The organism is Paracoccaceae bacterium (genome assembly GCA_012103375.1).
Taxonomy (GTDB): domain Bacteria; phylum Pseudomonadota; class Alphaproteobacteria; order Rhodobacterales; family Rhodobacteraceae; genus WLWX01.
Map to the genome: position 1 here is coordinate 1,790,437 of WLWX01000001.1, position 14,445 is coordinate 1,804,881.

The 14,445-nt window shown below is 61.9% G+C and carries 10 protein-coding genes; 9 read left to right on the forward strand and 1 reads right to left on the reverse strand.

Going from position 1 to position 14,445, the window contains the following annotated elements:
- Nucleotides 1-104 precede the first annotated feature (104 nt).
- The 5 genes from GKR99_09110 (at nucleotide 105) to GKR99_09130 (ending at nucleotide 7,023) form a co-directional block, all read left to right on the forward strand.
- The gene (locus GKR99_09110; protein ID NKB27692.1) at nucleotides 105-2,024 is read left to right on the forward strand and encodes a hypothetical protein; all 1,920 of its coding nucleotides are present in this window, start codon (nucleotides 105-107) and stop codon (nucleotides 2,022-2,024) included.
- On the forward strand, nucleotides 2,021-3,154 hold the full coding sequence (locus GKR99_09115; protein NKB27693.1) for a GSCFA domain-containing protein: 1,134 nt from the start codon (nucleotides 2,021-2,023) through the stop codon (nucleotides 3,152-3,154). Before GKR99_09110 ends, GKR99_09115 begins: the two co-directional genes overlap by 4 nt.
- On the forward strand, nucleotides 3,151-3,939 hold the full coding sequence (locus GKR99_09120; protein NKB27694.1) for a hypothetical protein: 789 nt from the start codon (nucleotides 3,151-3,153) through the stop codon (nucleotides 3,937-3,939). The genes GKR99_09115 and GKR99_09120 overlap by 4 nt, the downstream gene beginning before the upstream one ends.
- The gene (locus tag GKR99_09125; GenBank protein NKB27695.1) at nucleotides 3,831-5,822 is read left to right on the forward strand and encodes a hypothetical protein; all 1,992 of its coding nucleotides are present in this window, start codon (nucleotides 3,831-3,833) and stop codon (nucleotides 5,820-5,822) included. Before GKR99_09120 ends, GKR99_09125 begins: the two co-directional genes overlap by 109 nt.
- Before the next feature lie 242 nt (nucleotides 5,823-6,064).
- A protein-coding gene (locus GKR99_09130) for an IS630 family transposase (GenBank protein NKB27696.1) occupies nucleotides 6,065-7,023 on the forward strand; the annotation gives its coding sequence in 2 pieces (ribosomal slippage) (nucleotides 6,065-6,406 and nucleotides 6,409-7,023; 957 coding nt in all).
- Nucleotides 7,024-7,615: 592 nt separating this feature from the next.
- Here GKR99_09130 and GKR99_09135 read toward each other — a convergent pair.
- Complete coding sequence (locus GKR99_09135) at nucleotides 7,616-8,335, reverse strand: BAX inhibitor (BI)-1/YccA family protein (GenBank protein ID NKB27697.1); 720 nt, start codon at nucleotides 8,333-8,335, stop codon at nucleotides 7,616-7,618.
- Nucleotides 8,336-8,617: 282 nt separating this feature from the next.
- Between GKR99_09135 and GKR99_09140 the strand changes: the two genes are divergently transcribed.
- The 4 genes from GKR99_09140 (at nucleotide 8,618) to GKR99_09155 (ending at nucleotide 14,427) form a co-directional block, all read left to right on the forward strand.
- On the forward strand, nucleotides 8,618-10,804 hold the full coding sequence (locus tag GKR99_09140) for a primosomal protein N' (protein ID NKB27698.1): 2,187 nt from the start codon (nucleotides 8,618-8,620) through the stop codon (nucleotides 10,802-10,804).
- Nucleotides 10,805-10,904: 100 nt separating this feature from the next.
- Entirely contained in the window at nucleotides 10,905-11,720 is an 816-nt protein-coding gene (locus GKR99_09145) for a metallophosphoesterase (protein NKB27699.1), read from the forward strand.
- A 7-nt stretch (nucleotides 11,721-11,727) separates the two neighbouring features.
- Nucleotides 11,728-12,645 (forward strand): EamA family transporter, encoded by a 918-nt coding sequence (locus tag GKR99_09150; protein NKB27700.1) that lies wholly within the window; start codon nucleotides 11,728-11,730, stop codon nucleotides 12,643-12,645.
- A 3-nt stretch (nucleotides 12,646-12,648) separates the two neighbouring features.
- A complete protein-coding gene (locus tag GKR99_09155) occupies nucleotides 12,649-14,427 on the forward strand; it encodes an SLC13 family permease (protein ID NKB27701.1) in 1,779 nt (592 codons plus the stop codon).
- The last annotated feature ends 18 nt before the right edge of the window (nucleotides 14,428-14,445 follow it).

Sequence of the window (14,445 nt, forward strand, 5' to 3'; positions counted from 1 at the left end):
CCACTGACCCGGCAGGCAAAGCATGGCTGCGCAAACAGGGGCAGCACCTGGCGGGCGGTTCGCGATGTGTTGCGCGCAGGCCTGGTGGAAGAGGGCCGTATTTGATGCCTCTGATCCTTTCACTGCCGTTATATGTGCCGATACGCAACCTGGCCCCGGAAATCGCCGCCTGGGGTGATGATCTGGTCAAGGACGGCTGGCATTGCGTGGTGCTCGATGGCCAGACCGCCGCAACGCCGGCCATGATTTCAACATCCAGATCTCAGGCAAGTGCAAGAAACCTCGACCTGCTGGTTGTGGGCACCGGAGCGGCTGCAATTGCCCCGGCTGTTCTGGCAGAGGTTGCCAGGGGTCATGGCAGTGAAACAATCATCGAAGTTATTGTCGCACTGGCGGACCCTTTGGATGTGTTGTGGCATGACTGGACGCAACGGGTATCCGCCGGTCTGATTGACCCGCTGGACCGTGCGCTGGAAACGCTTTACGACCGGGCCGAACATTTGCCGGATATAATGCCGCTGGCCAGTTGTGCGCCGTTGCTGGCCCAGGACAATCTGCGCCTGCACACGGTTCCAATGGCGCAATTGAAAACCTCGGTTCTTGACCACCTACTCCGCGACGTTCTGGGGGTCGTCACGACGCAGCCTGCGGGGAACAAAACGCCGCATGACCCGGATAAACGCGCGAATGCCGCGATTGCGCAAAGTGACGCGCTGCGGCTGATATCGACCGTGCTGTTCCGGGACGGCGGTATTGCAGATGCATCCGAAAGGGCCACTGCGCTGGCAAAACTGCCGCAACAAGCAGTGGCCGAACTGGCCGCGCTGTTGCAGGAACATGCGCCCCGCACCGCGCGTCAACTGGCCTTGTCCTTGCCGGATGGGTTGGCCGAGATGTGGTCCAAACTGGGCGCGCGTCTGGCCGGGCATTGGACAACCGGGCGAAACACGCAAGTGGAGCTGTGCCGCGGTGTGGCAAAGCTGGAGTATTTTGATGCGGACGCGGCGCTTAGCGTGGGTGCGATCGTCAGGATCGCGGACCAACTGGCTGGTTTTCCGACCGCCATAGGTCAGGTGGACCAGACATTGCCGCGCGCGGGCGACAACGCCGCACCTGTGCAAGCTGAAGCGCCGGTTTCGATGACCGGCGGCGAAGCGGCTGCGCTTGCGGACCCACCGGAAACTGATCCGGCAGAAACTGATCCAGCCGGAATTGAATCGAACGCACCGCAGTTTACTGCGCTGGGCCGGAAGCCGCGCCTGCTGGTCCTCGGGCACAGCCACATCGGCGCGCTGGATCTTGCGTGGAAGGCGAGCGATGCCGGACTTCAACAGATAGACTACCGATCGGCGCATCTGAACTCGGCCAGGTTTCAGCCCAATTTTGAACAGGGTCGCGGCGGACGCCGAATTGCCTCCGGTTTTCGCCCGGCCCTTGATGAATTGCTGCGCGGCGAAGCTCCGGACCTGATCGTCGCCCTGCCAATGGGCAATGAATACAACGCTGTCGCGATGACACCGGTCGGCCCTCCGTTCGAGTTCTTTGCCCCGGACGATACCGCGCGTCCGACCCCTGGGGTCTGTCAGATTCCCTATGCCATGATGCGCGCGCAGATCGCGACACTGGCCGAACGGAATGCCCTATTGATATTGTCCGAGATTGCTGCCGCAGCGGATTGCCCGGTTGTTGCGCTGCCACCCCCGCCACCGATCTTCGATGAGGGGCATATCAGGGCGCATCCGGGGCGCTTCGCAAGTGCAGTCGCCGAATATGGGCTGAATCCGCCGGATCTGCGGGCACGGATTTGGACGCTATACGTTGATATCCTGTCGCACGCGCTTGCCGGTACCGTGGCCGATCTGATGCCTTTGCCCGACACGGTTTTTGAATGCCATGCGGGCCAACCTTACCTTGCCGCCGACATGCGCGCGCAGGATCCGACGCACGCAAACGCGCGCTATGGGGCCAGGGTTCTGGCACAGATACTGACGCGCTTGGTCCCTGCCCGGGCGGACGCAGCATGAGCCATAAGCACCCTTACACCGATTTGCCCGACCATTGCTTCTGGTCGAAGGCGCATGACACCGGGCAATTGCTGGACCCGGTTGCGATCCAGTCCGACCAGTCGGGCGGTTCGCCGCAAACTGCGCCCGGTATCCAACTGAATCGCGACACACGTATCGCGACGGCAGGAAGCTGCTTTGCCCAGCACATCGCCCAGCATCTGCGGACCAGCGGCTATACTGTTCTGGATGCCGAGGCGCCGCATCCGGTTATTTCGCCCGAGGTTGCGGCGCGATTTGGCTATGGCGTATTTTCTGCACGCTATGGAAATATCTATACCGCGCGCCAGCTGCTGCAATTGGTCCAGCGCGCAGGTGGCGCGTTTTGTCCGCGCGAAGATCGCTGGACTGAACCTGGCGGTCAGTTGATCGACCCGTTCCGGCCTACGGTTGAACCGGGCGGCTTCCCGGACGCGGCGAGTTTCGAAGCTGACCGCAGCGCCCACTTTGCGGCAGTGACCGAGGTGATGCGCAGCGCCGAAGTTCTGATATTCACGCTGGGCCTGACCGAGGGTTGGCGCGACCGGGACGATGACGCGATCTATCCGTTGGCGCCCGGCGTCGCAGGTGGCTGTTTCGATCCGGACCGGCATGAGTTCGTGAATTTCTCGGTCGAAGAAACCGTGGCGGACTTCCGGGCTTTCCTGGCCATGGTTCGGCGTGACAACCCGGATCTGCGGATCATCCTGACGGTATCGCCGGTGCCGCTGGCCGCGACGGCGCGGGCAGATGCGCATGTGGTCGCCGCGACCAGTTATTCCAAGACGGTACTGCGGGTTGCCGCTGAACAACTGGCACAGGGTGACACCGCAATAACCTATTTCCCGTCGTATGAGATCATAACCTCCGCGTCGTCCCGCGGCCGGTATTTCGGGCCGGACCATCGCTCGGTCGAGCGGGCAGGCGTGCGCCATGTCATGAAGATATTCTCCCGGCATTTCACCACGGCGGGCGAGGATGCTTTGGCCCGTGGTGCCGCGGGTGAACGACAGCGGGCACCAAGTTCCGGGGCACATGCGGCAACCGTGCGTGTGGCGCGTGCGCTGGATGTGATTTGCGACGAACAGCGCCTGGAAGGCGCGGCCCGATGATGGATCAGCCGGCGGTCATGACCAAGGCTTCGGCGCGGATTGTCGGGCTCTATAGTTATCCCAAAAGCGGCAACACATGGGTTCGTTCGATCATTGTGGCGGCCTGCGGGATGCCTGACAATCCAGGCACGCTTCAGCGCTATGTCACCGACACGCACAAAGGGCGGGTCATGACGGATCCCTGGGCATTCCAGGGACGGCACTGGTATTTTTACAAATCTCATCACCAGCAGGTGCTGACCCGGCATCAGGGCGATCATTTTGCCACGGATCGGATCGTTTCGATCCACAGGCATCCGCTGGATGTCTTTGTGTCGTATCTGAACTTCGTGTCGGGGAATGTGGCGCCGCAGGCGGGCGCCGCGCTGCCGTTCCGGTTTGCCTCGGTCGATGCGCTGACCGAGGCGCAGATGGAAACCCTGTTCGCGATATTTCTGGAACATGGCACGCTGGTGCCGCAAAACCGACTGTTCGGATCGGTGTTCGGGCACTGGATTGCGTTTTCGGCGCTGGCTGCATCCGGCGGCGATGTTTTGTTGATGCGCTATGAAGATCTGGAGGCGGATTTTGCGCATCAGGTGGCGCGGCTATGCGGGTTCGTCGGCCTGCATGACGTTGATCTGGAGGCCACCTTTCGCGGCGCGGATCGGCGCACTGCGGCCAATGGCAAGTTTTTCTGGAAGCGGTCCAGCGGTGGGCACAAAGCGCATCTGAGCGAGGCGCAGATCGCTCGCTTTCACGAACGCCACGGCGCTGCGATGCAGGCAATGGGGTATGCGCTGTGACCGGTCAATCCGCCGAGTATGGCAGCGTCATCTACGTGGCGCTGCCCGGTCAGCTTGATGCGCCGCATGTACGACTGGCACTGTCGCGGCTTCGGACGCGAACGGGCAATCTCATCCTGGTGGCCAGCGCAAGCGAGGCCGCGATTGCGGCAACGGCGCTTGGCGCTGCGGCCCCGGATCAGGTCATCAGTCACCAAGACGGCCAAACCTCTCGGGCGGGATACAAGGCCGGGATATTGGCGCTTTTGGATCAGCCCGCGCCTCCCGGCCCGGTCTTGCTGAGCGGTGGTCATGTGTTCGGGCCGATTTCGGGTGCTGATCAGTCAGCACAACCATCCCGGCCGAACGTGGACATCCACGCACCCTATTGGCACTGCCCGGCACTGGATCCGCGCCTGAAAAACCTGACCCAGCAGGCGCGGATTGCGTCTTTGGATCATACCGTCCTGGCACAGGCCGTGCTGTCGCAGCCCGGGTTTCGCGAATTCTGGGCAAATATGCAGTCGAGCGGTGATCATTGGGAAGAATTCCTGCGCTGTGATCTGGCCTTTTCGCTGTGGGCCGAAGATACCGGGTTTGGGGTCGACTATGCGGTGCCACAGGATCGCCTCGAAACCGCTGACCCGCGCCTTTATGAAGCGCACCGATTGATGAGCGACGGCGCACCCTGCCTGCCGCTTGCGGTGATGACGCTGGATCCGCTGTTGCATGACTTGAACGCGATCGAACTGCGCAGCGCGCTGGCCACCCTGCGTTCGCTCGATGTCCGGATGTATGACGCGGCGAATGCCTTCGCCGTGCGCAATGTCAAACCGCGCGACTATGCGGCCGTTGCGGATCAATATGAAGTGGTCGCCAATCAGCCCGCCGATCCGGGGAAGTCCGAATGGAGTTTCGGCCCCGTCGCGGTCTTCATTCACGCATATTATGCCGAGATGATTGGCGAGTTCTGGGCACTGGTGCGGCGCCTGCCCTGCGCATCGCATCTTTACATCACCACTGCCTCGCCCGACGATCAGGCGCGTATCAGCACCTATCTGGTGGATCGGGGGTTGCGGCCGGATGACTTCACGCTTCGGGTCGTCGCGCAGAATCGCGGGCGCGATATGTCTTCGCTGTTCATCACCTGGCGCGACGTGATCCTGTCGCGCAAACACCAGGTCGCACTTCGGCTGCACTCCAAACGCAGCCCCCAGGTTTCGCGACGGGTCGGGGAAAGTTTCAAGGCGCATTTGTTCGACAATCTGATTGGCAGCGCCGGTTATGTTTCGAACCTTCTGACCATGCTAGAGGCGGAGCCCGACATCGGCCTTGTTGCACCGCCGGTGGTGCATGTGGGTTTCGGCACTTTGGGTCACGCCTGGTTCAACAACCGGGCCCCGCTGGGCGCATTGATGAACGACATGGGTATTGACGTGCCGCTGGATGACCACACGCCGATGGCCCCCTATGGCACGATGTACTGGTTTCGAACCGACGCGCTGATGCGGATGTTTGAGTGGGCCTGGCGTTGGGAGGATTACAATGAGGAACCTCACCATGTGGACGGCGGTTTGGCGCATGTTCAGGAACGGCTGATCGGCTATGCGGTCCGCGACAGGAGGTATCGCATTGTCACCGCGATGACCCCCGCCGCGGCAGCGCGCAATTACGCGAAACTGGAATATAAACTTCAGCGCCTGTCGGCGGAAATGCCGACCGGCAACATATTGCATCAGGTCGATGATCTTGCCGCCATCAACCGGGGCGCCCGAATACGGGTGTTTCGCCGTTTGCGCGACATCTACGGACGGCTCCTGATCTGGCGACCGGGGTTGAGAGAGACCTTGCGCCCCTGGCGGACAGCAGCCGTGGCGATTCTGTTGCTTCGGGCCGGCGGCTGAGTGTGGGCATACGCAGGCAGAAGATCTGGCAGCGGTAAAGCTGGCGCTTTGCGGCCAGCGTTTTGCCGTTGTCGGCAGGCGCCCGCCATCGGAAAACCGAATTAGTTCGCGCAATTTGGGGGGCCGCTGCGTTGTGGTAGTCGTGTGCTTTCGCGGGGCTAAAGCGTTTCGGCTTGAACCTGAATCGCGAGGGATTCCCTTGAGACCTGATCTGTGATTCATCCTGTTTGGGAGGATGGATCATGTCAGCACCTTTGCCATCTGCGCTTCGGATACGGTTTCAGAGATACATTGAAGAAGGGTTGAGCGGGCGCGCGGCGGCGTTGCGGTTGAAGCTGTCGCCTGCCACAGGCGCGCGGTGGGCGCGTCAGGTGAGGATGAAGGGTCATGCGGAACCTGCCCGGCAGGGACCGCCGCGCGGCAAGGGAAAGCTGGCTCCGCATCGGGAATTCTTTGAGGAGTTGATCGCACAAGACCCTGACATCACGCTCTTTGAGTTGCGTAATGCGCTGGCCGATGCAGAGGGTGTGCGGGTGCATCACTCCTCCATCGCCAACCTTCTGTCCCGGCTCGGCTTCACGTACAAAAAAAGTCGCTGGTCGCCACCGAGCGCCGCCGCGCCAAGGTAAGGCAGCAACGGGCCGACTGGTTCAGATACCGCTCGCCAGCCATTGCGACCTTTCCTGAGCGCGTTGTCTTTATTGACGAAACCGCAGTGAAGACAAACCTCACGCGCCTACGCGGCAGAGCCAAGCGCGGTAAGCGCCTGACGATGGATGCGCCCTTCGGAAGCTGGGGAACCCAAACCTTGATCGCGGGCCTGACCCAAGGCGCGCTGATCGCACCTTGGGTCATCAAGGGAGCGATAGATGGCCCCGCCTTCGCGGCCTACATCCGCGAAGTGCTGGTCCCCGAGATCAACCCCGGCACTGTCGTCATTCTCGACAACCTGGCAACCCACCGGAATAAGGAGGCGACGCAGGCTTTACGCAATCACGGCTGCTGGTTCCTTTACCTGCCACCGTACTCGCCCGACCTGAATCCCATCGAGCAGGCCTTCTCTAAACTGAAAGCCCATTTGCGACGGATCGGGGCCAGGTCCTTTACCCAGGTCTTCGAAGCAATCGGAGCAATCTGCGATCTCTACGACCCAGTAGAATGCTGGAACTACTTTAAGGCCGCCGGATATGTCTCAGGTTAATGTCGAAACGCTTTAGTGCGGTATTCGAATTACGCGTATCGGCCAATACTGACTTAAAGTCAGAGGTTTTAAAGCGCTTGAGAAAAATCCATTTGGTCCGCACCATGCCTGAAGACGAACGCCCGCCCCTTGGCAGGACGAGCGCTGAACCAGCGGGCTGGCGCAGCGACGGTGCGAGGGCATGATTTATGGGGATGTATTACCCGACAACCCGAAAGCGAAGCGCCTAATTCGAACCAATGCCGGACCGGTGAGACCGTTCGGGCGTGCGCGCTTTACGCATTTGGCGCGCAACAGGAGCAGGTGATTCCAGTCGCGAATCAGATTGTAGGGATGGCGCTCTGGCTGGCTCACGGTGCCTCAAGCCAATTCAAAAACGCGATGGACGGGGCGGTGCAACGCTGCACCAGCTGAACGTTGTTCAGTCGAACACCGGCGGGGATTTTGTGCGCACAACGCGACGCCATGCGCGTGTGATAATTCCTGAAATACTCCTGACTGATATAGGGCGGGCCGGCGCATTCTTCTGCGCGGCAAAACGAAAAAGGCCGACGTTTCCGCCGGCCTTTGGTCTGTCGGATCTCTGCGCGAATTACTCGCGATTGCCCATGAATTGCAGCAAGAACATGAACAGGTTGATGAAGTCGAGGTAGAGGTTCAAGGCCCCCATGATCGCCGATTTCGCCATCCATTCACTGTCCATCGCGCTTGCGTGGGCGATATAGTCGGTCTTGATCTTCTGGGTGTCGTAGGCCGTAAGCCCTGCGAAGATCAGCACGCCCAGGATCGAAATCGCGAACTGGATCGCGGGCGAGCCGAGGAAGATGTTGACGATCGAAGCAACGATCAGGCCAATCACGCCCATTATAAGGAACGATCCCCAGCCCGAGATGTCGCGCTTGGTGGTGTATCCCCACAGCGATAGGCCCGCGAATGCGATGGACGTCACCAGGAACGTTTGAGCGATGGAAAATCCGGTATAGACCGCGAAGATAAAGCTGATCGACAGTCCCATCGCCGCGGCGAAGGTATAGAAGAACAACTGTGCACCGGCGGCTGACAGGCGATTGATCATCGCGCTGAACGCGAACACCATGATCAGCGGGGCGAACATCACCACCCACTTCAGCGGTGTGCCGAAGATTGCCGCGATCATCGCGTCATTGGTTCCGACGCCCCATGCCACAGCAGCCGTCAACAACAGGCCGACGGACATCAGCCCGTATACCTTGTTCATATGGGCGCGAAGGCCCTCGTCAATCTCGGCCGTGCGGACCCCCGCAGCGGCGCGAGTGGTCTGATATTGCGCCATTCTATCCTCCGAAGTGCGTGTTCAGATGCGCCGCAGGACCATCCCACGGCGGTTTGACCTCAATATCGGTGTGAAATGTGTCGAATTCAAGTGTTTCCGCCCCGGATCACGCGAAGTTCCTGTCGCGATCGGTTGACCGCCCCTTGCGCCAGCGCCAGTATCACCCCTCTGCCAATATCGGGGATCTACGGTTCATCTTGTCTGTTGCTGCCAAAATACGGGTCCGCCTTCGGCGAGTTAGCGAATTTTTGACGGTAAATCAAAGATTTAGCTGTGACTGAGGTGCACCACTTCGCGCCCGGCGAACGGGTTGGTGTGCTGACCACCCAGCCGCTGGACCGGATGCTGGATTATCGTGCGCCCGAAGGCGGCTGTGTGACAGGGGCGTTCGTGGAATGCCCGCTGGGGCCGCGTCTGGTGCTGGGCGTGGTCTGGGGGCCGGGCGAGGGCGGTTTTGACGCCGCCAAGCTGCGCCCAATCGCGCGGGTGCTGGATGTGCCGCCGATGCGCGATGAAATGCGCGACTTTCTGGCCCGTGCGGCGGCCTATACCGTGACGCCGATGTCCGCGATGCTGCGCCTGGCAACGCGCAGTCCTGGTCTGGGCAATCCGCAATCCATGCGCCGCCTGTATCAGCGCGGTGGGGCCGAACCGGCACGGTTGACCGACGCGCGCGCCCGGGTGCTGGACGCGCTGGATGAATTTGCCGGGATGCCGGTGACAATAGGAGAGCTGAGCGAAACCGCAGGGGTCACGACCTCGGTGGTCAAGGGATTGGTGAAACTGGGTGCGGTCATCGAAGTCGAAGCGCCCCGCGACAGCAGCTATCCGCGTCTGGACCCGAACCTGCCGGGGCCGGAGCTGACCGGGGATCAGACCGCCGCTGCCCAGGCCCTGATCGCAGGTGTGGCCACACAGGACTACGGCACCACGCTGCTGCGCGGCGTGACCGGGTCGGGCAAGACCGAGGTTTACATGGAAGCTGTCGCCGCCTGTCTGGCGCAGGGCCGGCAGGCGCTGGTTCTGCTGCCCGAGATTGCGTTGACGGCCGAATTCCTGACGCGGGTCGAGGCGCGGTTCGGGGCGCGCCCCGCCGAATGGCATTCGGGCGTGACGATGACGGAACGCCGCCGCTGTTGGCGGATGGTGGCGCAGGGTGGGGCGCAACTGGTTGTTGGCGCGCGCTCGGCCCTGTTCCTGCCGTTTCAGCATCTGGGGCTGATCATCGTCGATGAAGAACATGACACGTCCTACAAGCAAGAGGACGGCGTTCTCTACAACGCGCGCGATATGGCAGTGCTGCGCGCCTCGATCCTGGGAGCGCAGGTGGTGCTGGCCAGCGCGACGCCAAGTTTGGAAAGCTGGGCCAATGCCGAGGCGGGCAAATACGCGCGGCTGACGCTGGCCGAACGGTTCGGCCCGGCGATCCTGCCGGATATGCGCGCGATTGACATGCGAGCTGAAGACCTGCCCGGTGCACGCTGGATTTCCCCGACATTGCAGGGCGCGGTTGCCGATCGGATCGCCAAAGGGGAACAATCGCTGCTGTTCCTGAACCGGCGCGGCTATGCCCCGGTGACGATCTGCCGGGCTTGCGGGCACCAGATCGGCTGTGACCATTGCGATGCGCGGATGGTCGAACACCGCTTTCTCAAGCGGCTGGTCTGCCACCAGTGTGGTGAAACGAAACCGATGCCGACCACCTGCCCGGAGTGCGAGGTTGAGGATAAGCTGGCCCCGGTCGGTCCGGGGGTTGAGCGGTTGGCCGAAGAGGTTGCGGCGCTGTTCCCGGATGCCCGGCTGGCCGTGCTGAGTTCGGATCTGTTCGGCTCGGCCCGAGCCTTGAAGGCGGCGATTGTGCAGATTGCAGAAGGGGCGGCGGATATCATAGTTGGCACGCAGCTGGTGGCGAAGGGACATAATTTTCCCAAGCTGACTCTGGTGGGTGTGATCGACGCCGATCTGGGCTTGCAAGGGTCTGATCTGCGTGCGGCTGAACGGACGTTTCAACTGATGCGGCAGGTTGCCGGGCGGGCCGGGCGGGTGGAACAACCCGGCGAGGCATTGTTGCAGACTTTTCAGCCGGAACACCCGGTGATCCGCGCGATCCTTTCGGGTGCGGAAGAACCGTTTTGGAAAGCCGAAGCGCAAGAGCGTCGCAACGCGGGTGTGCCGCCCTATGGCCGCCTTGCCGGAATTGTGCTGAGCGCGCCGGATGTGCAGCAGGTGTTTGATATCGGGGGCGAACTGGCGCGCCGCGACGGGCCATTGCGCCGGATCGGAGCGCAGGTTTATGGGCCGGCGCCTGCCCCAATCGCGCGGATCCGGGGGCGGCATCGGGTGCGGTTGCTGGTGAAGGCTGACAAGGCCGCGCCGCTGCAGGCGGCGCTGATCGACTGGGTGGCGCAGGTCAAGCTGCCCACGAACCTGCGGTTGTCGATAGATATTGATCCGCAGAGTTTTTATTGAGTGTAGCTTAAGAGATTCATACCTCCGGCGGGGATATTTTCGGGTCAATGATGACGGGATCATGTGGACAGCGGTGCGCGTCGCGCCTAGGGCTTGGGTCATGAGGATTTTGTATCTTGGCGATGTGATGGGGCGTGCCGGACGGCGGGCCGTGGTTGAGCGGTTGGCGGGTTTGCGCGCCGACTGGCGGTTGGATTTCGTGGTGGTGAATGGCGAAAACGCGACCTCGGGTGTGGGGCTGTCCGGGGCGCATGCCAAGGCGCTGTTCGAGGCAGGCGCTGATTGCGTGACGCTGGGCGATCACGCATTTGATCAGAAGGATATGCTGAGCCATATCGGCAGCGATGCGCGGATTATCCGGCCGCTGAATTTCTCGAAATCGGCGCCGGGCAGCGGGGCGCGCGTATTCGATGTGTCGGGCGGGCGCAGAATCCTGGTGGCGCAGGTTCTGGGGCAGGTGTTCATGAAGCGCCCGTTTGACGATCCGTTCGCGGCGATTGATTCAGTGTTGAAGGCGCATCCGCGGGGCGGGCTGGTGCAGGCCTCGCTGGTGGATGTGCATTGTGAGGCGACCTCGGAAAAGATGGCGATGGGGCATTTTTGCGACGGCCGCGCCAGCGTCGTTGTTGGCAGTCACACGCATGTTCCCACGGCGGATGCGATGATCCTGCCGGGCGGGACGGCGTACTTGAGTGATGCGGGGATGTGCGGCGATTATCACTCGGTCATCGGGATGGAGAAGGCCGAACCCTTGCGCCGTTTCGTGACCGGAATGCCAAAAGGGCGTTTCACCCCTGCGACGGGTGAGGCGACGTTGAGTGGTCTGTTCGTTGAAACTGACGATGCGACTGGGGTGGCCAAGACACTCGTCCCGGTGCAGCAGGGCGGGCATCTGCCACAATCGGGGCCAGAGTGACCTTTCGATGACCGGGCGCGCGCCACTGATCGCCTTGCTGGTGATGCTGGGAATCGGATGGGGCGTGACGCAGCCGCTGGCCAAGATCGCGGTCAGCGACGGGTATCGGCATTTCGGATTGGTGTTCTGGCAGTTGGCGATTGGGGCCGTGGCGCTTGGCGTAGTTTCGGCCATTCGGCGCAAGGGCCTGCCGATGACGGGCCCGCATCTGCGGTTTTATGTGCTGATTGCGTTGATCGGGACGGTCTTGCCGAATTCGGCGTCCTATCAGGCGGCGGTGTATTTGCCGGCAGGCGTCATCTCGATCGTGATCTCTCTGGTGCCGATGTTTGCCTTTCCGATTGCGCTGTTGATGGCCACGGACCGGTTCAGCTGGGCACGGTTGTGCGGCCTGCTGCTTGGGCTGGCGGGTGTCGCGCTGATTGTCGGACCCGAGGCGAGCCTGCCGGAGCGTGCGATGATCGCCTGGGTGCCCGTCGCGATGATTGCTCCGGCGTTTTACGCGCTGGAGGGTAACGTGGTTGCAAAATGGGGAACGCGGGGTCTGGATCCGGTGCAGGTGTTGTTCGGGGCTTCGCTGATCGGAACGCTGCTTGCGCTGCCGCTTACGCTGGCGACCGGGCAATGGATCGACCCGCGCCCGCCCTGGGGCGCGCCTGACATGGCCGTCGTGCTGGCCGCACTGATCCACGCGGTGGTCTATGCCACCTATGTCTGGCTGGTAGGGCGTGCGGGGGCGGTATTTGCCGCCCAGGGCAGTTATCTGGTGACCGGGTCCGGGGTGCTATGGGCGATGGTTTTGCTTGGCGAAAGCTATTCCGGCTGGGTTTCGCTTGCGCTTGGGCTGATGTTTGGCGGGCTGTTTCTGGTGCAGCCCCGTCCGACGACGCGTCTTGCACAGCAAGCGGCGGCAGGCGACACTTAGGCCATGGTTGCTGAAGCTTTTGGTCAAACGGGGTCTGCTGTTGCCGCGCTGCTGATCGTGGCCGCGATGTTCGTGTTTTTTCTGCGCGAATCCTATCCGACCGAGGTGGTCGCCATCGGCGGCTGTGCTGCGATGCTGTTGCTGGGGCTTTTGCCTTATGACGATGCGTTGGCTGTGCTGTCTAATCCCGCGCCCTGGACCATTGGCGCGATGTTCATCGTGATGGGTGCGCTGGTGCGGACGGGCGCGCTCGACTGGTTCACCCAGAAGGCCGAGGCCCAGGCCGAGGTGCGCGCCGCGCTTGCAATCGGGGTGATGATGGCATTCGTCGTCATCGCCTCGGGCATCGTCTCGAACACGCCGGTGGTCGTGGTCATGATCCCGATTTTCGTGCAGCTGTCGCGCAAATTGGGTGTCTCGGCCTCGAAAATGCTGATCCCGCTGAGTTATGCGGCGATTTTGGGCGGGACGCTGACGCTGATCGGAACCTCGACCAACCTGCTGGTGGATGGTGTTGCGCGGGCCAACGGGATGGAGGCGTTCACGATTTTTGAGGTGACGCCACTGGGCATCATTCTGGTTGCCTGGGGCATGATTTTCCTGCGGTTCATAGCGCCGCGCCTGTTGCCGGATCGCGAAAGCATGGCGGGTCTGCTGAGTGATCGGTCGAAGATGAAGTTCTTCACCGAGGTCGCGATCCCCGAGGGGTCGTCGCTGATCGGGCGGGCGCCGAAGGATACCGACCAGTTCAAACGCGATGGCGTTCGCCTGATTGACGTGCTGCGCGGCGATGCCTCGCTCAGGCGCAATCTGGACGGGGTAGAACTGCAAGCCGGTGACAGGGTGGTCCTGCGCACGCCGGTGGCGGAATTACTGGTCTTGCAGGACAACGATGATGTGCGGCTGGTCGATAAGCTGAGTTCGGTCGAAACCTCGACGGTCGAGGTTCTGATCTCTCCGGGGTGCCGGATGATCGGGCGCAGCCTGGGAGAGATGCGCCTCAGGCGGCGGTACGGGGTCTATCCGCTGGCGGTGCATCGGCGGAACCAGAACATCGGCACGGCGCTGGATGGTCTGGTGGTGCGGGTCGGCGATACGCTGCTGCTGGAGGGGGCGCCGGCGGATATTCAGCGGCTGGCCAGTGATATGCGGCTGGTCGATATCTCGAAACCGACGGGGCGTGCGTTTCGCCGCGGCCATGCGCCAATTGCGCTGCTGGCGCTGGTTGCGATTGTCGGGCTGGCGGCCTTTGGCGTTGCGCCGATCTTTCTGCTGGCAATTCTTGCGGTGGCTTTGGTGCTGTTGGCGCGCTGCATCGACGCCGATGAAGCGTTTGCCATGGTCGATGGCCGATTGCTGGCGCTGATCTTCGCGATGCTCGCCATCGGGGCCGCGTTAGAGCACACCGGGGCCGTGTCTTTAATCGCAAATGCGATTGCGCCAGCGCTGGGTCAACTGCCGCCGTTCCTGATTGTCTGGGCGATCTATTTGCTGACCAGCGTACTGACCGAACTGGTCAGCAACAACGCTGTCGCCGTCGTCGTCACCCCGATTGCCATCGGGCTGGCCGCTGCCCTGGGCATCGATGCGCGCCCGCTGGTGGTGGCGGTGATGGTTGCGGCCTCCGCCAGTTTTGCAACACCCATCGGGTATCAGACCAACATGCTGGTCTATGGTCCCGGCGGTTATCGCTTTACCGATTTCATGCGGGTTGGTATTCCGCTTAACCTGTCCGTGGGGCTTCTGGCCACGGCAATAATTCCAATGATCTGGCCGTTATGATGTTCCGACTATCCGCTT